The organism is bacterium, from assembly GCA_041648665.1.
Taxonomy (GTDB): Bacteria; UBA10199; UBA10199; order 2-02-FULL-44-16; family JAAZCA01; genus JAFGMW01.
The window spans coordinates 1-16,307 of record JBAZOP010000065.1; the positions used below are offsets into that span (position 1 = coordinate 1).

Annotated in this window: 40 protein-coding genes and 1 pseudogene; 2 read left to right on the forward strand and 39 right to left on the reverse strand. The window is 58.9% G+C overall.

The window, feature by feature from the left end; translation table 11 throughout:
• Positions 1 to 20: 20 nt before the first annotated feature.
• The 32 genes and pseudogenes from WC683_15000 to WC683_15155 form a co-directional block, all read right to left on the reverse strand.
• Positions 21 to 152: a hypothetical protein gene (locus WC683_15000; GenBank protein ID MFA4973918.1), complete on the reverse strand. Its 132-nt coding sequence runs from the start codon at positions 150 to 152 to the stop codon at positions 21 to 23.
• Positions 153 to 267: 115 nt separating this feature from the next.
• On the reverse strand, positions 268 to 540 hold the full coding sequence (locus WC683_15005; protein MFA4973919.1) for a hypothetical protein: 273 nt from the start codon (positions 538 to 540) through the stop codon (positions 268 to 270).
• The gene (locus WC683_15010) at positions 537 to 782 is read right to left on the reverse strand and encodes a hypothetical protein (protein ID MFA4973920.1); all 246 of its coding nucleotides are present in this window, start codon (positions 780 to 782) and stop codon (positions 537 to 539) included. The genes WC683_15005 and WC683_15010 overlap by 4 nt, the downstream gene beginning before the upstream one ends.
• Entirely contained in the window at positions 782 to 1,033 is a 252-nt protein-coding gene (locus WC683_15015; protein MFA4973921.1) for a hypothetical protein, read from the reverse strand. The genes WC683_15010 and WC683_15015 overlap by 1 nt, the downstream gene beginning before the upstream one ends.
• Positions 1,030 to 1,281 carry a hypothetical protein gene (locus WC683_15020; GenBank protein ID MFA4973922.1) on the reverse strand — a complete coding sequence of 84 codons (252 nt, stop codon included), beginning with the start codon at positions 1,279 to 1,281 and terminating at the stop codon, positions 1,030 to 1,032. The genes WC683_15015 and WC683_15020 overlap by 4 nt, the downstream gene beginning before the upstream one ends.
• Positions 1,278 to 1,481, reverse strand: a complete 204-nt coding sequence (locus WC683_15025) for a hypothetical protein (GenBank protein MFA4973923.1) — start codon at positions 1,479 to 1,481, stop codon at positions 1,278 to 1,280. Before WC683_15025 ends, WC683_15020 begins: the two co-directional genes overlap by 4 nt.
• Positions 1,478 to 1,645 (reverse strand): hypothetical protein, encoded by a 168-nt coding sequence (locus WC683_15030; protein ID MFA4973924.1) that lies wholly within the window; start codon positions 1,643 to 1,645, stop codon positions 1,478 to 1,480. Before WC683_15030 ends, WC683_15025 begins: the two co-directional genes overlap by 4 nt.
• Positions 1,642 to 1,947, reverse strand: coding sequence for a hypothetical protein (locus WC683_15035; protein ID MFA4973925.1), 306 nt, complete (start codon positions 1,945 to 1,947; stop codon positions 1,642 to 1,644). The genes WC683_15030 and WC683_15035 overlap by 4 nt, the downstream gene beginning before the upstream one ends.
• Positions 1,944 to 2,351, reverse strand: a complete 408-nt coding sequence (locus WC683_15040; GenBank protein MFA4973926.1) for a hypothetical protein — start codon at positions 2,349 to 2,351, stop codon at positions 1,944 to 1,946. The genes WC683_15035 and WC683_15040 overlap by 4 nt, the downstream gene beginning before the upstream one ends.
• 76 nt (positions 2,352 to 2,427) lie before the next feature.
• Positions 2,428 to 2,631: a hypothetical protein gene (locus WC683_15045; protein ID MFA4973927.1), complete on the reverse strand. Its 204-nt coding sequence runs from the start codon at positions 2,629 to 2,631 to the stop codon at positions 2,428 to 2,430.
• The gene (locus WC683_15050; GenBank protein MFA4973928.1) at positions 2,628 to 2,798 is read right to left on the reverse strand and encodes a hypothetical protein; all 171 of its coding nucleotides are present in this window, start codon (positions 2,796 to 2,798) and stop codon (positions 2,628 to 2,630) included. The genes WC683_15045 and WC683_15050 overlap by 4 nt, the downstream gene beginning before the upstream one ends.
• Before the next feature lie 79 nt (positions 2,799 to 2,877).
• Entirely contained in the window at positions 2,878 to 3,027 is a 150-nt protein-coding gene (locus tag WC683_15055; protein MFA4973929.1) for a hypothetical protein, read from the reverse strand.
• Positions 3,024 to 3,173, reverse strand: a complete 150-nt coding sequence (locus tag WC683_15060; protein ID MFA4973930.1) for a double zinc ribbon domain-containing protein — start codon at positions 3,171 to 3,173, stop codon at positions 3,024 to 3,026. The genes WC683_15055 and WC683_15060 overlap by 4 nt, the downstream gene beginning before the upstream one ends.
• Complete coding sequence (locus tag WC683_15065; protein ID MFA4973931.1) at positions 3,170 to 3,328, reverse strand: hypothetical protein; 159 nt, start codon at positions 3,326 to 3,328, stop codon at positions 3,170 to 3,172. Before WC683_15065 ends, WC683_15060 begins: the two co-directional genes overlap by 4 nt.
• Positions 3,325 to 3,603, reverse strand: coding sequence for a hypothetical protein (locus WC683_15070; protein MFA4973932.1), 279 nt, complete (start codon positions 3,601 to 3,603; stop codon positions 3,325 to 3,327). Before WC683_15070 ends, WC683_15065 begins: the two co-directional genes overlap by 4 nt.
• Positions 3,600 to 3,899, reverse strand: coding sequence for a hypothetical protein (locus tag WC683_15075; protein ID MFA4973933.1), 300 nt, complete (start codon positions 3,897 to 3,899; stop codon positions 3,600 to 3,602). Before WC683_15075 ends, WC683_15070 begins: the two co-directional genes overlap by 4 nt.
• Positions 3,896 to 4,102 carry a hypothetical protein gene (locus WC683_15080; GenBank protein MFA4973934.1) on the reverse strand — a complete coding sequence of 69 codons (207 nt, stop codon included), beginning with the start codon at positions 4,100 to 4,102 and terminating at the stop codon, positions 3,896 to 3,898. Before WC683_15080 ends, WC683_15075 begins: the two co-directional genes overlap by 4 nt.
• A complete protein-coding gene (locus tag WC683_15085; protein ID MFA4973935.1) occupies positions 4,099 to 4,263 on the reverse strand; it encodes a hypothetical protein in 165 nt (54 codons plus the stop codon). The genes WC683_15080 and WC683_15085 overlap by 4 nt, the downstream gene beginning before the upstream one ends.
• Positions 4,260 to 4,520 carry a hypothetical protein gene (locus WC683_15090; protein ID MFA4973936.1) on the reverse strand — a complete coding sequence of 87 codons (261 nt, stop codon included), beginning with the start codon at positions 4,518 to 4,520 and terminating at the stop codon, positions 4,260 to 4,262. The genes WC683_15085 and WC683_15090 overlap by 4 nt, the downstream gene beginning before the upstream one ends.
• 188 nt (positions 4,521 to 4,708) lie before the next feature.
• Positions 4,709 to 6,676, reverse strand: coding sequence for a hypothetical protein (locus tag WC683_15095; GenBank protein ID MFA4973937.1), 1,968 nt, complete (start codon positions 6,674 to 6,676; stop codon positions 4,709 to 4,711).
• 12 nt (positions 6,677 to 6,688) lie between these two features.
• Positions 6,689 to 6,850 (reverse strand): hypothetical protein, encoded by a 162-nt coding sequence (locus WC683_15100; GenBank protein ID MFA4973938.1) that lies wholly within the window; start codon positions 6,848 to 6,850, stop codon positions 6,689 to 6,691.
• A complete protein-coding gene (locus tag WC683_15105) occupies positions 6,850 to 7,299 on the reverse strand; it encodes a TrmH family RNA methyltransferase (GenBank protein MFA4973939.1) in 450 nt (149 codons plus the stop codon). Before WC683_15105 ends, WC683_15100 begins: the two co-directional genes overlap by 1 nt.
• Positions 7,300 to 7,486: 187 nt before the next feature.
• Entirely contained in the window at positions 7,487 to 7,849 is a 363-nt protein-coding gene (locus WC683_15110; GenBank protein MFA4973940.1) for a hypothetical protein, read from the reverse strand.
• A pseudogene (locus WC683_15115) lies at positions 7,846 to 7,974 on the reverse strand (DNA (cytosine-5-)-methyltransferase). Before WC683_15115 ends, WC683_15110 begins: the two are co-directional and overlap by 4 nt.
• Before the next feature lie 490 nt (positions 7,975 to 8,464).
• The gene (locus WC683_15120; protein ID MFA4973941.1) at positions 8,465 to 8,626 is read right to left on the reverse strand and encodes a hypothetical protein; all 162 of its coding nucleotides are present in this window, start codon (positions 8,624 to 8,626) and stop codon (positions 8,465 to 8,467) included.
• Positions 8,605 to 8,886 carry a hypothetical protein gene (locus WC683_15125; protein ID MFA4973942.1) on the reverse strand — a complete coding sequence of 94 codons (282 nt, stop codon included), beginning with the start codon at positions 8,884 to 8,886 and terminating at the stop codon, positions 8,605 to 8,607. Before WC683_15125 ends, WC683_15120 begins: the two co-directional genes overlap by 22 nt.
• Positions 8,886 to 9,101: a hypothetical protein gene (locus tag WC683_15130; protein ID MFA4973943.1), complete on the reverse strand. Its 216-nt coding sequence runs from the start codon at positions 9,099 to 9,101 to the stop codon at positions 8,886 to 8,888. Before WC683_15130 ends, WC683_15125 begins: the two co-directional genes overlap by 1 nt.
• The gene (locus WC683_15135; protein ID MFA4973944.1) at positions 9,098 to 9,310 is read right to left on the reverse strand and encodes a hypothetical protein; all 213 of its coding nucleotides are present in this window, start codon (positions 9,308 to 9,310) and stop codon (positions 9,098 to 9,100) included. The genes WC683_15130 and WC683_15135 overlap by 4 nt, the downstream gene beginning before the upstream one ends.
• A complete protein-coding gene (locus WC683_15140) occupies positions 9,311 to 9,544 on the reverse strand; it encodes a hypothetical protein (protein MFA4973945.1) in 234 nt (77 codons plus the stop codon).
• Positions 9,544 to 10,392, reverse strand: a complete 849-nt coding sequence (locus WC683_15145; GenBank protein MFA4973946.1) for a hypothetical protein — start codon at positions 10,390 to 10,392, stop codon at positions 9,544 to 9,546. Before WC683_15145 ends, WC683_15140 begins: the two co-directional genes overlap by 1 nt.
• Positions 10,393 to 10,639: 247 nt before the next feature.
• Positions 10,640 to 10,774 carry a hypothetical protein gene (locus WC683_15150; GenBank protein ID MFA4973947.1) on the reverse strand — a complete coding sequence of 45 codons (135 nt, stop codon included), beginning with the start codon at positions 10,772 to 10,774 and terminating at the stop codon, positions 10,640 to 10,642.
• Complete coding sequence (locus WC683_15155) at positions 10,775 to 10,963, reverse strand: hypothetical protein (GenBank protein ID MFA4973948.1); 189 nt, start codon at positions 10,961 to 10,963, stop codon at positions 10,775 to 10,777.
• A 128-nt stretch (positions 10,964 to 11,091) separates the two neighbouring features.
• On the opposite strand from WC683_15155, the gene WC683_15160 reads away from it, so the two are divergent.
• Positions 11,092 to 11,379 carry a hypothetical protein gene (locus tag WC683_15160; protein MFA4973949.1) on the forward strand — a complete coding sequence of 96 codons (288 nt, stop codon included), beginning with the start codon at positions 11,092 to 11,094 and terminating at the stop codon, positions 11,377 to 11,379.
• 60 nt (positions 11,380 to 11,439) lie between these two features.
• Positions 11,440 to 11,676 (forward strand): hypothetical protein, encoded by a 237-nt coding sequence (locus WC683_15165; protein ID MFA4973950.1) that lies wholly within the window; start codon positions 11,440 to 11,442, stop codon positions 11,674 to 11,676.
• Between the two features lie 195 nt (positions 11,677 to 11,871).
• Here WC683_15165 and WC683_15170 read toward each other — a convergent pair whose 3' ends face one another.
• The 7 genes from WC683_15170 to WC683_15200 all read right to left on the reverse strand — a co-directional run.
• Positions 11,872 to 12,030 carry a hypothetical protein gene (locus WC683_15170; protein ID MFA4973951.1) on the reverse strand — a complete coding sequence of 53 codons (159 nt, stop codon included), beginning with the start codon at positions 12,028 to 12,030 and terminating at the stop codon, positions 11,872 to 11,874.
• A gap of 15 nt (positions 12,031 to 12,045) precedes the next feature.
• Positions 12,046 to 12,210, reverse strand: coding sequence for a hypothetical protein (locus WC683_15175; GenBank protein ID MFA4973952.1), 165 nt, complete (start codon positions 12,208 to 12,210; stop codon positions 12,046 to 12,048).
• 168 nt (positions 12,211 to 12,378) lie between these two features.
• Complete coding sequence (locus WC683_15180) at positions 12,379 to 12,600, reverse strand: hypothetical protein (GenBank protein MFA4973953.1); 222 nt, start codon at positions 12,598 to 12,600, stop codon at positions 12,379 to 12,381.
• 401 nt (positions 12,601 to 13,001) lie between these two features.
• Positions 13,002 to 13,220 carry a hypothetical protein gene (locus WC683_15185; protein MFA4973954.1) on the reverse strand — a complete coding sequence of 73 codons (219 nt, stop codon included), beginning with the start codon at positions 13,218 to 13,220 and terminating at the stop codon, positions 13,002 to 13,004.
• A 150-nt stretch (positions 13,221 to 13,370) separates the two neighbouring features.
• Positions 13,371 to 13,790: a DUF4326 domain-containing protein gene (locus tag WC683_15190; protein MFA4973955.1), complete on the reverse strand. Its 420-nt coding sequence runs from the start codon at positions 13,788 to 13,790 to the stop codon at positions 13,371 to 13,373.
• An 868-nt stretch (positions 13,791 to 14,658) separates the two neighbouring features.
• Positions 14,659 to 15,888, reverse strand: coding sequence for a tyrosine-type recombinase/integrase (locus WC683_15195; protein MFA4973956.1), 1,230 nt, complete (start codon positions 15,886 to 15,888; stop codon positions 14,659 to 14,661).
• Positions 15,889 to 15,925: 37 nt separating this feature from the next.
• A partial coding sequence (locus WC683_15200) for a hypothetical protein (protein ID MFA4973957.1) occupies positions 15,926 to 16,307 on the reverse strand: 382 nt, incomplete at its 5' end.

Here is a 16,307-nt window from a genome sequence, read left to right on the forward strand (position 1 = left end):
TTGTGGTGCATCGTGGATGGTCACTGGTGATGCACCTCCGCGGCGTCGAGCACGGCCTTCCACGACTTGAAGAAGGTGATGACCGGCCCGAGTGCCAGCAGCGCGAGGATGATGGCGAGGACGAGCCAGAGCACGCCGACCTCGGAGATCATGGCTGCCCCCTCCAGTCGAGGCAGCCGAACGGCCGGACGACGAGATGGATCCACCGCGGCCGTTCGTGCAGCCAGCAGCGGAGCCAGGGCAGGCGGTGCTTGCAGCCGAAGCAGGTCATCGATACCTCCAGAAGAAGACCGCTCGCCAATAGAGCGGCGGGATGGTTCTGTTTTTGAATCCGTTGGAGGCAAAGAATGCCACCATGATAGTCGTGAAGACTATCAACGAGAGAACGCCGTACACGTCGCTACCCCACTCGAAGAACGATGTGTTCGTGACTAGCTCTGCAAGGCGAAGGATCCCGGTGAAGACGAGCGTGTAGATTCCCGCGGCGAACATACTCGCGCCCAAGACCTCTCGTGCCGAAGGGTGTTCGTCGTCGGTCATGCCGTGGCCCCCTGCTGCTTCGCGACCCACGCGACCCACGCATCGCGGTTCGCCCGTTCTGCCTTATGCAGTCTGCCGACGTGGTAGCGGCCGCAGATGAAACAATGCCAGATGCTGAACTCGTCGGCGGGCCGCTTCTGCTGAAGGCGTTTCATGGCGATGCCGGCCTGTTCTTTCGTCGCGTGCTTCCGGTGCCGCAGGCAGCAGACGAGGCGGCCGTTGTACTGGGATTCCCAGGACATCAGAGATCGCCCCCTTTCTGACGGCAAATCGCGCTATCAATAGCGATGAGCGTAAACCCCGCAGCGATTGCCAGAATCCCCATTGCAGCCATGCCATTTGGTGTAACGACGTTGTACAGCGTGTCGGCGTCCCACGGTGCGGCGTAAAAGGCGTCGCGGGTGAGTTGCGACCATACGACCGTCACGATGCCGCAGACCGTGATGAGGAATGCCGGCAGCGTTATGCTGCGATCTTCGACGAAGGCTGTCACGGCGCACACCTCGTGCAGAACCGCGGATCGAAGTACGGATCGCATACGTCGTGCAGCGTTTCGCAGGATATCGATTCGTTCCAGCATTTGTACTTACAGCCGTCGTCGATCCATTCGGGCCGTTCGTTTTGTTTTGCCTGGATGCCGTCGCTGTTGCCGGCGAGATACCCTGCTGCATACCCGAAGGCGGCGATGAGTATGCAGCCCATAGCGACGATCGAGAGGATCGTGATCTCGTTGGGAGTCATCGCACGCCCTCCAGCTCGAGTATGGCGAGCGTGATCGCATCGCTGGCCCGGGCGACGTCGGCGTGGGCCTGCTTCAGGCGCACGAACTGGCCGTCTGGCAGGGCGTTTGTTTCGCCGGCCTTGACGAGATCGACCTCGTGGTTGTCGAGGCGGGTGCGGATCTGGCGGAGGTCCGCGAGGATGGCGGAGGGGGTGGTCACGATGCCGCCTCCCGCACGGTGTACCGGCCGACCTTGACGATGCAGCCCCGCGGCTCGACGGGCTCGCAGATGGTGCGGTTGCATCCCTGGCACCGGACGGCCCGGTTCGCGTTCGCAGCGGCGAATGGGTTGCGGTGGCCGCACTCGCGGCAGATCCAGATCATGATGTGGTCACCTCGAGATACCGCACCGCCTTGCCATGTCCTTTGGCATACGCGATCTCCCGCTTCGTGCTCTCCCCGACATAGCCGCGAGGGTTGATCACGAAAATCTCATCGGCCATGTCGATTTTTCGTAAATGCATCTCGTCCAACATCGCTTTCGTTTCCGGCGTGAGGTCGATGCAATCGGCGTGACCGAATAGGCCGACGGAGATAACGATATTCCCTTTCAGCGTTAAATCTTGCTGCGCTTGTAAATATGCCGCCTTAAACCTCGTTGATCCGCACAAGGTTATTACTTTCATACCGCGCCCTCCGGCACCGGCCGCACTATCCACAGGCTCGCCCGTTCGTTCCACGGTTCGAGGGTGATGCCCGCCTGGTGCGGCGGCATCGTCGCGAGGGCCCGGAGGTGCCTGCCGGCAATGTGCTCCCGACAGCCGACGGCCCGTGCCAGCAGCGCGAGCATCGCGCCGATCGGCACGAGCGAGACCCGGAGCGCGTACTCGTGCCAGTCGAGCCACGCGCCGGGTATCGCGCCGACACAGTAGGACCCCGTGAGATCGGGCGGCAGCGCGAGCGGCGGGCCGAGGACCATGCAGAGGAGGCCGATGGCGATACACCAGAGGCCGGCGGCGAAGAGTGCCGGCTGCACGGCGAGGTCGAGGACGAGCCGCACTAGAACGCCCCCGGTGCGTTTGTGGTGCATGATCGATGTCGAGGTGCATCTGCACGACCTGAGTGCACCAGAATCGCACAGGCTTCGCCTGGTGGCATACTGGTGGTCAGGGCGATCCCCCCCCGAACATCTCGCGCTCGCGATCGGCCATCTCCTGGTAGGCGTCGAGCCTGAGCGACGTGAGCGTGCGGATCGCCTGCTCGAGATGCTTCGCCCGTATGTTCGCGGCATACCAGCGGCCGTCAGCATACGCGCGGTGGATGCGGGCGGGGTCGAGCACCGTGCCGTCGAGGGCGATGATAGAGCTCATACCGACCACCCCGGCGGCATGTCCTTGCCGCAGCCCCGGCATCGCCAGTGCGTGATGCGGTCGCTCGCCGGGCCGCATTCCCACACGGGCGCCCCGCAGTCAGGGCAGATCGGCACGCCGGCGTGGTACTGGAACGACCACCAGATTTGGTCGAGGACGTGGCTCATGGCAGCACCGCCACGATCACGACGGCGCAGAACGCAAACCCGACGACGAGGGTGAGCAGCATCTCGCGGTCGATAGGGGTCATGGGATCAGCCTCCCGCAATGCGGGCACCGTATGGGTGGGTTGCGCCGGTCGTGGATGGCCCACGCGAGATCGTTGGCGCGGAACTTGACGAACCACATGGCGTCCAGATAGATCCTGTTGATCCATTCGACGAGCGTCGGGGTCATGGAATCTCCGGGAGCTGCGTACTGTAGGGATCGAACCATGCCGGCGGGAGATTCGCGAGACAGGCGGAGCAGAGCTGGCGGTCGGCGGGGATCGGCGTGCCACAGGCCATGCAGGTCCCGGGTATGATGGGCGGGAGGGGGATCACGCTTCGGCCCCCTGCGGCCGGAGGTGCTTGTCGCCGTCGAAGATCACGCGGCGTTTGTACATGCCGATCCTGCGGCCGCACTGCGGGCAGCACCAGGTCGGCCACTGGATTTCCATCGGGAGGTCGCACCAGCGGCAGGGTGGGGCGGCGGTCATAGGTCGCCCCCTTTCGGCGTCCGCGGGTGGTGGTCGGGCTCCATGCCGACGATCAGGGTGATGACCGTCGCGGCTGCGCCGGTGATGCCCATGAGGAGGAGAAGGTTCTCCCAGTGCATCGGTGGTGGGGCCTCGAAGTCGCAGAACCCGCCCTGGCAGAACTCCTCGGCCCGTTCGAGGTCGATCTGCATCTGTTCTTCGAGGTGCGGCGCTGCGATGGCGAGCACGGCGATGCAGACGGCGAAGGAGAGGATGGCGGCGGTGGGGATCTTCATGGCGTGGCCCCCTGCCGTTCGACGAACGCCATCCACTTGACGGCGTTGACCTGCTGCTGTTTGTTCGGCCGGCCGACGTGCCACCAACCGCAGACCGGGCATTTGAACGCCTCGTAGATGTACGGCGGGTGGAGCCGGGTCATTTTTTCAGCGGCGTTGCGGGCGTCTCTCCAGAGCATGTAGTTGTGGTGCCGGAGGCAGGCGGCCTTCATCGCGGCAGTTTTCGCGGCTTGTTCTGGGTCTTCTTCGAGCGCCGTGCGGAACTGGCAGAGGCGGCGCTGGTTTTTCTTGTTCATGGCCGCACGCCCTCCAGTTCGAGGATCGCGAGCGTGATGGCGTCGCTGGCCTTCGCGATATCGCCGTGGGCCGCGTGGATGCGCCGGGCCTGCGGTTCGGGCAGCGCGTGGCCTTTGCCGGCCAGGACGAGATCGACCTCGTGGTTGGCGAGGCGCGTGCGGATGGCCCGGAGGTCCGCGAGGATAGTGGCGGGGGAGGTCACGATGCCGCCTCCCGCACGGTGTAGCGCCCGACCTTCACCGCGTACCAGCCCCGCGGGTTGGCGTCGCAGATGATGCGGCCGCACCCGCCGCACTTCACGGCCTGTTGTGACGAGATGTGGACGGGGTTCGCGTGGCCACAGTCCCGGCAGCGCCAGATCATGGTGACGCCTCCCGTGGTGCGACGCGCCAGACGTGCGTGCCGCGGCTCCAGAGTTCGACGTCGTACTCGGCGCACCCTCGCGAGAGATCGGTGAGATAGTGGCCGACCTCGACGGAACTGAGCCCGGCGTCTTTGGCGAGGTGCTTCGTTTTGTAGAACGCGGCCCGGCCACCCTTCGCGTTCTCCGCGATGTGGTTCAGGAGGATCTGTCGCCGGCGGCGGATGGCCTCGATGCGTTCGGGGGATGGCCGGGACATCAGACGCCTCCACCGTTGTTCATCAGATTTGGGTGCAGGGAGTTATGGGAGTTCGGTGAGTCCATTTTCCCCCATAGCCAGTTTCTATACCCTAGGGTCTGGATCACACATTGGGGTAAGCGTAACTCCCTAGACTCCCTAACTCCCCGGTTTTGTACATAGTCTACTTGTCTTAACGCAACCATACTTTAATTCCCTCCATCATTTTTGACAACCTTCTCATATTCGATAACCCTCCACGTCACGGCATGGTGCTGGGTCTCCCCCTTCACCAACATGTAGCCACACGGGAACCGGACCCCGGCCTTCTTCGCGAGGGCCCTCCCCATCTTCCGTGGAAACGATGCCGTTCCGATCTTCACGTTCGCCAGATCGTCGGGCAGCGTCGCGAACATATCCGACGGCTTGACGTGGACCTTGTCGCCGATCGATGACTGGGCCATCGCGTCTTTCTCAGAGAGTTGCAGAAACGTCGTGATCTCCGACACCGTCACGGAAGCATCCTGCCACTTTGCGAACCACGTTTGCAGAAACCCCTCCCATGCCTCGGTGTCGACATCCCCTTGTTCGTACATCTCCTCGCTATTGGCGAGGAACCCCGGCACTTGGGCGTACTCGAGGATGCCCGCGAGCATCTTCGCCCACTCCTCGAAACTGCCGACCAGCGGCTCTTTCTTCGCTTTCGGCCGCCCGGCCAGCATCCATGACTTCACGATGGTCAGGACCGCGGCGACGATCCGCCCGCGTTCGGCACGGACCCACTCGCGGAGATCGGGGTGCTTGAAGTTCTCACGCTGCCAGGGGCGGGCCATCTTCGCATCCATCCGTACCCAGTAGCACCGCCGCGGTAGGTCGCCGCCGAGCTGGATGTTGTTGCCCGTCACGAGCCACACCGAATGGTGCGGCAGCGTCACCTCGCGGGACTGCCCGAGGATCCTGCCCTGGTAGAACGTCGCCGTCAGGAGCGACGCGAGCGCCGGGGCGTACAACTTCCCCTCGACATTATCCACCGTCACCACGAGGCGACCGGCGACGAGCATACTGATGATGCGCTTGTTCCACTCCTCGTCATCCTTCGGCGAGGAGATCATCGCAGCCGGTCGGCCCGTGGCGACGATCGAGATCACTTCAGCGAGCAGCGACGCGCCGGTGCCCGCCTGCGGCTTGTCGAAAAGGATCATCGGCACCGGCCCTTTGATAAGCGGACGAATGATCGCCGTGATCATCGCGGCGAGCGTGTTCGCCCTGCCGGCATCATCAGCGAACGGAAAGTCCTCGATGATCTCGTGCAGCAGGGCCACGGCCTCGCGGAGGTCCGCGACACTCGGGGCGTCCGGCACGGGCGCCACGGCGAAGGCCGGCTCGGGTGCATAGTAGAACTTCGATTCCGGATCGTACCCGACCGGCGTGATCTTCCGATCCACCTCGCGGATCGTCGGTGTCTCGATAATACCCGCGAGCGTCGGCAGCGACCATGTGCCGAGGGCGATCAAGTCCCGCACGACCGCGAGCGGCGGCATCGTCACCAGTTCTTTCGGGGCCGACTTACCGTTCGAGCCAACCATGCGAACCTCGACCCAGTTCGCGCAGCGGTCCAACACACCGCGGACTGCCGACTCGGTCATGATGCGCACGATGGGCAACCCTTCCTCGGTGCGGTCGATCCTGACAATATCGCCAGATCGCACGAAGAGCTCGGGGGGCTCGTTCGCCGCCATCATGCACTCGAGGGCCGTCGCTGTCATCTCGCGGAGCCGGGCGCCGGTAACGCTGATCACTGGTAGGTTCGCGGCCAGTTTGATTTGCTTGCGCCGCTCTTCCCGTTCGTCCGACTCCGCCTTGAGCGCGGCCATCTCTTTCTGGTATCGCTCATCCGAGATGTCGTTGAGCCCTTCGCCGGTTATCCCGCTGATCTTCGTGCGAAGTTTCGCGAGACCGTTCTTCTCGAAGTCGTGTCTCTCACGTTCGACTAACGGCTCTTCATATTGCTCCTGAACATACCGAAAGACATCATCAGGTATGGGGAACCGCTCGCCTTGGCATACGCGCTCAATGAACGGGAAGACTGTCTTCTCACGGTCGTCGAGCTTCCCAGCTGCCGCCTTCGCCCGGAGGTTACAGTACACCGAAGCGTAAAAGGTGGCTATTGCAGACACGACCATCTCCTCTCATCGGCCATCGCTGATCTCCATGCGGATCAGAGCCTTCATCGTCTGCAACTCGCGCAGGATGTGGGCGTTCTGCCGCATCACGAACTCGATCTTCTCTTCAAGCGGCGCATCCCCGCGCCATTCGAGGGCCGTCTGAAACCCATGCTTCGTCTGGGCCATCAGCACAACCTCCGCAGCGAAGCGTGAAAATCTTGAAGCACAATACCCATCGCAACCGACGTATTGAGACACCGCACGTAGCAGGCGGATGATTGTGGGATTCTCACAAACGCTTTTGCGTACTCGACGAACTCTCGTGGAATGCCCGTATTTTCATGGCCGGTGATAAAAACTGGGTTTATAGGATACTTCATCGCGCCAACGTTGCGAGCATAATCGTTGTTCTCGATAACAACTAGATTAAATCCGTTATCAACAAGGAACTCACACACCTCTTTGTAAGTGTCAAAACGATGGTACAAAAGGTGTTTATCAGCGCCTTGGGCCCCGGACTTGTCAATACCACCGACTAGGAATACGTTATTAATGCCGAACGCTTCGGCTGTCCTAAGTATAACGCCTTCGTTGACCTCATACTTCAAATGACCTAGAACGACACCGGATTTCATCAGCACAACCTCCGCTGCGCCTTATCCTCGGTTGCGGCGCTATCTCTTGCAGACGTATGGGTTTTCCAACTGAGCGCCGGCTGATAGTGATCGCACGCCGCTTGGAGCGTAAACGTGCAGGTGTGCCAACCGACTGTATCGGGATGGATGCAGCGCCTATCTCCTTGCTGCCAGTGACAATCCCGTGTCACGCGAACGCCTCCAGCCGCATCTCTCCGCGCCGCGTCATCGGCACGACAACCATCGGGTACGCATCGGGCGACGGCACGAACGCACGGCAGTACGCGAGAACCGAGGTCGAGCCCTTCGGCCGGCCGCGCCGTACCCACCCTCGGCGATCCTTCATCGCCCGCAAAGCCTCGATGGAGAACCCGAACAGGCACACGCGGTCGTTCCGGGCGCGGCAGATCGGCAGCACCCCGCGGCTCACCTTCACCTTCACCGTCCGCTTCGGGTGCGCGATATCGAACCGCTCCACCGTCTCGACCACCTCGCGGCGCTCCATGTGGGCGCAGCGGTTGCACAGCGCGCCGGGAATCTTCCGGGTCACGCTACACCCCCTTCGATGGCCGCGATCGCTTCGAAGATCGGGAAGACCTGCTGCGGGACGACGGCGTTGCCGAGGCAGACAAGGCGGTCCACTCTGGCGGGAACCCCATCAGCCACTCGCCCCACCCTTCGCGGCAACTCCTCCGGGTGTCAGGGTCGCACTCGTTCGGGCAGATGGCATATTTTCGTCGCATCGCACAGCGGCAGCGGCCCGATCGTCCGTGCTCGCAGGTCACGTCGCAGAACGTGGCGAACGGCACGGAGTAGGTGATACCGTTTCGCCGCCGCTTGTTCGCGGCGATCGCGAGGGCCGCCGCACGCTCACGCCCTGCCGGACAGGAGCACGGGCCGGTATCGCCCGACAGCGCCTCGAACTCGCCGGTATCGCCGCACTCCCGGCAGCGGACGGTATGGCCGTGGTTATCGATGCACATCAGCAGAACACCCCCGCGGCGATAACAACGAGCCAGAGGATTGCCGATAGCGTCTCCCAAAGTGTATATCGTTCCGGTCTTTTCATACCGAGAACGCCCTGTATGCCGACGACGATCAACGAGAGTGTGAGCCAGATGAGAAACGCCTTCGTAACCAGGTCCCAATTAAAAGAGATCACCATTCAGCCCACCGCCTGCTTTCCCGTCCGCCATTCCGTCGAGCCGCAGAACGGGCAGGCCGTCGTACTCGAGGGGTCGAGCGGCCGCCACAGGCGACCACACTTCCGGCAATGCAGGGCCAGCGGCTTCTCGTGCTGCTGCATCAGGCCGCCTCCTCTTTCCACTTGAAGACGCACACCTCGTAGGCGTCGCACGCTCGTCGCTCTTTACCGCCCCAGAAACAATACGTGCATTTATCAGGCCCGGTCGGGTGGTAGGTCTTCTTGAAGATCGCGTCGCCACATGGGTACTGCTCGCCCTCGACGCCCGTAAGCAACCAGTCTCCGGGGTAGCCCACGATCGTACCTTCACGAGTGCGGATCTCGGTCTTCTCGGTCAGCCGCACCGCTTCGATGTCGATGGGCTGCTTTCTGAATTTCGACATCACCCCACCTCCACGAACATCGCCGGTGGGATGCCGTGCTTGGTGATGGCGAAGTAGCACACTTCGCGCCGCATCTGCCGGAGCGCCGCCTGCCAGTTCTCCTCGGTGATCTGCCCGTTATACCACGCTTCCACGCGGTCGCGAATCCACACGTCGCAGGTGCGCTCCGATTCGAGCGGGTGCCACGGCGACCGCTGACGGAGGCCGGCGATCATAGCGGCCCCTCTTTTTTATTGCGAATCGTCGCCATGCGTTTGAACGTCCCGGCGCGGATGGATTCTTGCAACTGTTCGAGGCCAAGAATAACACCAGAAATAAAATCGGTAGACTCACCCCTCGCACGGTCGCGATCCCTAACTTCAGTGAGGTCTGCAATGCGCTCGGCGAGGTGCTGTTTCAGCATATCCATCTCTGTAATAACCATTCACACCACCGCCCTGCCGCCGACGATGGCCGCCACCTCGTCTCGATTGCCGTGATACGGCGCGTCCTGCGCCAGCGGGCAGCACCGCATCGAGCCGGGCCGTTTGCCGGTCACCTCGCAGAGCTGCACCATGCGGTGCGAGCGGATGTGCTGCGCGAGGCCGATGCGCGAGCACGGCAGGCACACGCAGCGCCAGGCGTGCGGCTCATCGGTGGCGGTATAGGGCCGGGGCATCACGGATCACTCTCCGGATCGTCCTCGCTCTCAATGCGCGGCGCAATTAGGAATTGATACTCCGCGCCCTCGAAAGGTTTCCACGTGAAGATCGCCGGATGATCATTACCGAGCTGTACGGTGACTGGCTGGCCCGTCACACACTTCGCGAAATCCCGAAGGGAGTCAAGTGAAAACTTCGACCGCGCCATACACTTGTGATTGACTTTACCACCAAGATCCGCCTTGAATGATGATTTATCTCCCTTGGCGATTGCGAAGACCGGGCCGCCACACTCAACGGTCTTGAGAACGATGCCGTCCGAGAACACAGCAGCCATCACACACGCCCGATGGAATGCAGACCCGTCGATTACCGCATCGGTCGTGAGCTCGATCGTTGGTTGCGAAGGATCCCTTCTGATGCTGTTCGGATCCAACTCTTCGATATCAATCGCGAATCCGTTGCCAGATATGAGGAGCCGCTTACCTTCAACACCGAGGGCGATGTAGCCCTTCCACAACGATTCGCGGTAAAGCGCTTCGACGATCTCTTTTACTTTGTTGACATCGAGGCCAAATTCTCGCGGTTCACCGACGTAATTTTTCAACGCCGATTTTGTGATGGACGTTCGCACAAGTGCGACGTTCGCAGTATCCACCGCGGTGACACGGATCACATCTGGCTCGAAGTGAACCCTGCACTCAACAACGATCGACGAGAGCGCGTAAATCCACGACTTGAATAAATCTGCATCAACTACGATATTGATCGGCAATGGCTTCGGATCGGCCGGCGGCTTCTCGCGGAATAACCACCACGACATCACGCCCGCCCCCGCTGCCGGTACTCCCGGCACCGCCCGCACTCTTTGCCTTTGGTGCAGTAGTACAGGCTCGTGTCGAAGTGCTGACAATCCGCACGGAACCAGAAGCATGTTTCACGTACCGCTGCATCGGGCCACGGCCTCACGCGCTGCACACCGGGCGCCGCTCTCGCCGCCAACGCGCCGAAAGTTTCATCGGCAAAAGAAGCAAACATATAAGTATAGGTCGCCTCTTTTGTGGTGGCGTCTCCCTTTCCCGACTCTTGCAGGGGTAGGAACGGGGCGCCAATCACACTTTTGCCGGTTCGCACCGTATCTCCCCCCGCACGATCTTCATGAACAACTCGACGCCCTGCTGGTGCTCCGTCCAGTCCCGCGAATGGATCAGGCGGTCCACGTCGGCCTCTTTCACGATCTGTTGCATCTAGTTCTCCTCCTTCACTTCGACCGGGATCATCGGCACGTAGGGAATCTTCATCATCTCGCCCTGACGGTCGATGAGAAACCGTATCGCGCTTGATTTATCCGACGCGATCTGGCAGTCGATCATCCGCTGAAGGATGGCATCGTGCCGATCGGTCATCTCCAGGGTTCTTCGTATTGAGTAGCCCATATACACCTCTTTAGGTGCGTATGAGATATACTTTTCGATTTGATACACCGAGAGTGATGCGGTACACCTTATAAACACCGACATAAAATGAAAGCGTATTAAAGTACATCGCGTAAGTGCTAGCAGCCATGCCCAAGAGCAAACGACAGTCGATCTCGATACGGCCGCAGGACGAAGAGCGATGGAGCCGTTTCGCGGAGGGGAACAATTATCCCAACCTCTCCGAGCTCATACGGGTCGCCGTCAATAAGCTGATCGACGAAGAAGAAGAGGACGCCCGCATCTCCCGCAAGGTTCGCGAAAACCTCGACGCCCCGACCGTCCGCGAGGAGCTGAAGCAGATCGCCCGCGACGTCTACTGGCAGGTCTTCGAGGAGATGGTCCGCGACCGGCAAGCGAAAAACATGGAGAAATAACACTTTCGCGGCGCGAAATCGGAAGGTTAATACTCGCGGTCGAAAGAAAAACTATCGTCCATGCAACTGCCCGACCATCCCGCGGGCGACCCGTTGGTGTCCCTCTTTCCAGAAATGCAAACACTTTCAAGGCCGCGCCGCATCAAAATCAGAAAAGAGCACGAGCACATCATCCGCACCATCTTTCGCGATGCGCTCCTCGAGGAGCACGACCGCACCATGCGCCAGGCGCAGCAGATCGTCGGCCAGACGGTCGGCCTGCCACACGCCGCCATCGTGGGGCACAGCACGCTGTAAGATCAGCCGCGCGGAATCTCCGCGAAGGTATCGTGTGTACCGGGCGATTCATCGCGGCGGCGAATATGAATCAGTGAAAATAATGTAGAATGACGGGCGCTCCTGAAAGGTCAAGGTTCGACCATCGCCGGTCTAAATCGTATCGCTCGAATCCTTCTCATCTTGTAATACTTACATCGAGAGGGCCACATCATCTCACTTCCCTCGTGAGAGATTGATCGATGAACGGTGCGAACTCACCAGGTCCACGACCGTATCGAATATCTCCTGCGATACCTGGTACTCCTCGACGTCGAGCCCCGACGGGAAATCGCCGCGAGATATCAGTTTGATAAAATGCAGCACGTTTTTCACTTCCTTTTGTCAATATCACTCCGAGGTATCGGCAAACCCCTCTTTTGCCACGCTGACGGCGAGCGTTCTGATCTCTTCGACCGGGAGATGGTTTTTCATCAGAGTCTCAAGATAGTAAAACAATTCCTCGCCCCGTGCGCCATCTGTTTTTATTTTTGCCTCAATTCTAAACCATGCCATTTTCACCATCTCCTTATGTCATGGTCCACCGGAGCGCCATAATCCGGGCTGCCAGCTGTACTTCCAATTCGTGAGAATTGTTCTCTCTATCCTTGTCCCGTATCTCTTGGACCCGCTTAATTTCAGCTTTAATCTCTTCTCTCGTTTTCATTTCGCAACTCCAAAATGTCAAGTATAGAAAATTACATCGCCGCAATCCAGCGGGAGGTATTTCTTATACGATTCTCCATCGTTCGGGATGATTACACACTGCTCACGCGATAGGTCGGGATCTGCCTCCATGAGAGATGCAATCTCTTCTTCTCCCGCCTCGACGGTCTTAACGAGACAATCCTCGGTCCACATCCCGCTGCATCTATCGAATGCTAAAACTCTCAATCCATCGTTCATTGCGAGTTATCCCTCCTTAAATCAAGATCGATTATCTCCAGGTCCACCCGTGCGCCTTGTGGCAGGCCGGGCATCGGTGAATCTGGCATCCATACTCGGTAACATACTCCTCTGGTAACGCGAAGAAATCTTTAGATGTTTCTTCGTGTCCGCAATTAGAGCATTTTGCTGTCATTTTGAAACTCAAGGGTTCACAACTCCAAATTACGATTGGCCGGTGAGCAGCCCAATCGTGATCATCCCCGATATCGGTACGTACAGCGCCGCGAATAGCGGAAATTTAAAGAGACATATGACCGTGATTACCGCTGCGAATGTCGCAAGAAACATTCCTATGGCCCATTTGTCATGCTCTGATAGTGCGAAGTTCACCACGTTTTCCGCCTCCTCAAATGTCAAGGTCAAGAATTTTTCAATGTGTCCCCGATTGCCTTCATCAGATCGGGTATGTCGATCCCTATCTCAACGCCGCTCTCCGACTCAAAGTAAATCCTTCCCCATTTGTCCGGAGTGGTTGAAATAATCACTAGCTGTTCTTTGTAATCTTCTTCGAGCGATGCCCGAACCGAACCCAATACAGTTACATCCATTTTAATCCCTCTCGTTATGTCAAGGTCCACCGGAGCGCCATAAGTCGCTCTGCTAATATGGCCTCTGCCACATCGGATCTAGTCTCGCGTCTATTCCTGATTTCTTCGATGCGCTTAATCTCCGCTTTAATCTCTTCTCTCGTCTTCATGAGTTATTCCCCAATCTCTTATGTCAAGGTCTTAATTCTCTTCTTGATCGGACATGCAGTTCGCCAGTTGGGATACACCGCGATGGCATACCCTCTCCTGTCGAAGACAATATCGATCACCCTCTTTTCCCAGAGCCCTATCGCGGCATTTGCTATCTCCCGCTCTGTTTGATAGAGACGTCAATGCCTCGACCAAAACATCTCCATGACAGGGGAGGGGCTTGCACCAACAGACGAGAATCTTATCCTCCAGTTCTCCGATGTCGTTTATCAATCGCGTCCCGTAAAGATACTCCTTGAACGATTCGATAGAGCCCGCCCGGTTTCCTGTGAAAGGATTAAACCACTTGGATCTATGAATCAGGCCGTATTTCTTGGAGTGGTGAAATCTCCCGATATAGACATATTTTGAGTCTTTCTGCCAACCGCACGGGGCGTTTCTGATGTTGATGACTTCAGACGTAAATTATCACCTTCATTTAGGGATCAAGTACCCATCGTAAAGCCGACACCCGTACAGCAATGAGAATACGAACCTCCTCATCATCGGCTGGCTTCACCGTGCCGGTTACTCTTTTGATCTCCTGCTCGATTTCCTCACATGATTTCATTTCGATAGCTCCCGGAATCATTTATGGGGATAACTCCATCAATACAAAGCCAAATAGCAAACCGAATACAAATACAAGCGTAATCGGCCAGTATGTTTTATACGGATTGAATCTGAATCCGGTAGCCGCCCATTCTTCATAGGTCAATTCCCTTAGGCTTTCTCGAATTTTGGCGTATACTTTCACGTTCACGTCCTCATTTATCCCCACTGTTTAACGACAACCTCTTCACAATTCACGGCATAACCGCGAGCACGTTTATAGAGGCCATAGATCAGAGCCTCGACCGCCCCGGATAATTCCCGCGAGAAGAAATCATCGCCCTTATTCCCCGTCACTTTGTACCGCACTAGTTGAATCGGCATCTTCTCATCCTCATTTATTCCTCCAATCGGCCCACGCCGCGATCACAAATAACGATGCCAACCACAATACCAAAAGCGATTCGATAATGCAACCGTTGATAGCGGCCCATAACGAAACCGCCCCGGTTATCATTCCCCCGTAACTGAAGAATGCAATCATGTTAATTATCAACCTCATTTACATAGTTCTGACGTTCTTTTCCCTGTTTTTTTATCGGTGCATTCAACCTCAATCAATCGCTCTAACTCCTTCGCTTCTTCAATATACCGTGCAGCCAAGGCCATCTTTTGTGAGGCCATCTTTGCCCATATTACACACGCATGGCACATGATCATAGCTTCCTCATTTATCCTGTCTACGTTTCCAGCTCTCCCACATCTCGATCATCTGCTGCCGGTCCCGCTCGCGGTCGGCCTCGAGCGCGGCGATACGGTCGCGCAGCGCGGCCGTCTCTTTCTCCATGTCCGGCGTTATCTCCTTCCGCTGCACGATCCAGAGCAGGTGCTCGTTCTCGGCGTAGAACTCCGCCTTCTTCTCGACGGTCATCTTGTCGTAGGCCCCGCCGAGGTAGCCCCGGTGCCCGATCAGCTGCTCCGCGATGATGTGGGCATTCCCGCCGGCGCTCTTCAGGGCCACGTTGAAGAACGTCCTGAACGAATGTAGGTGTACCAGATGCCGGCCGGTATCGGGATCGATATACTCGCTGCCGGTCGCCCGCTTCAGCGCGGCATAGAAGTCGTCGGTCACATCCTGCCGGCAGCACGGGAAGATCCGCTTCTCCGTCGCGGCATCGCAGCGGATCCGCTCGAAGTTCCGCAGGTTCGACACCTTCCGCTCGGTGCCGTCCTCGTCGCGGACGATCCGCGTGCGCTTCTCGACGAAGGCCGCCTTGTTCGCGAGCCATGTCGGGCGGTAGTCGAGCCACTGCTTCAACGCCTCGGTCGCCTCACTCGTGATAAAGGTCACGCGCCGCTGGCCGCTCTTCGGCACCTTCCGCGACCCCGATCTCCGCACCCACACGATCGCTGGCGACGCATCGAGATCGACATCGGCCATCGTCAGCGCCAGCGCCTCGCCGAGCCGCATCCCGCTCGACGCGAGCACGAGGACCAGCGCCTTTAGGTGGGGCGGCGGCGCACCGTTCACGAGGATACCAGCGACGAACTCGCGGTTTAGCACCACCGAGTCGGTCATCTTCTCCGGGTAGGGCGTCTTCGACGCGATCAGCCGCGCCTGGGAGCGCCGGATCTCGACATCGCTCATGGTGAGCCACGTCATCACCGAGTTTTTGTACGTGACGACCGTCTTCGGCTGGAGGCCGGCCTCGTTCTCCATGTACCGGATATACCCCTGCACATCATAGACGACGTTCCGCCCGTTTGCGAGGTAGGCCGTCGCCGCTGCATCGTAGCCGGCCATGACCTCCGCGGTGATCCGCTTCTTCTTCTTCGGGTCGCGCTTCGGCTCGCCGGAGAGGTAATCGAAGAAGAGCAGCAGGGCGGCGCGGTAGGCGACGAGCGTCTGGCCGGAGTAGGTGGCGAGGAACCGGGAGATCGGGGTATCGTCGGTCATCAACAATAACCATACCACGTTCGACTATATAAATATATTAGGTAGTCGCGAAATAGTGTATCTCCGTCTCGATAGAGAAACGGCACACCGCACCAACTAACACGCGGAGCAGGTACGGAACTCGGCGGTATGGCGTCCGATTACCTTTTTCATCTTCGAGATTGTATACAATCTCATGGCACACCACGGACCCCGGCCTCGAGCCATGATCTGCAACCACGCATCCGGCCCCATCTCGATGCAGCGCACCTACGTCAGAGATGGCAACCGATTCATCCCGGTCGGTTGGAGATGTCCCGACTGCCGGCAGTACCGGGAGTAATGCGGTTGTCCGCTCTACCTCTGGCAACTTGCGAAGCGCTTTAACCGCGACTTCGAGAGCAGATGGGATTTTTATAATGCCGGCGGCGATGGCGGCC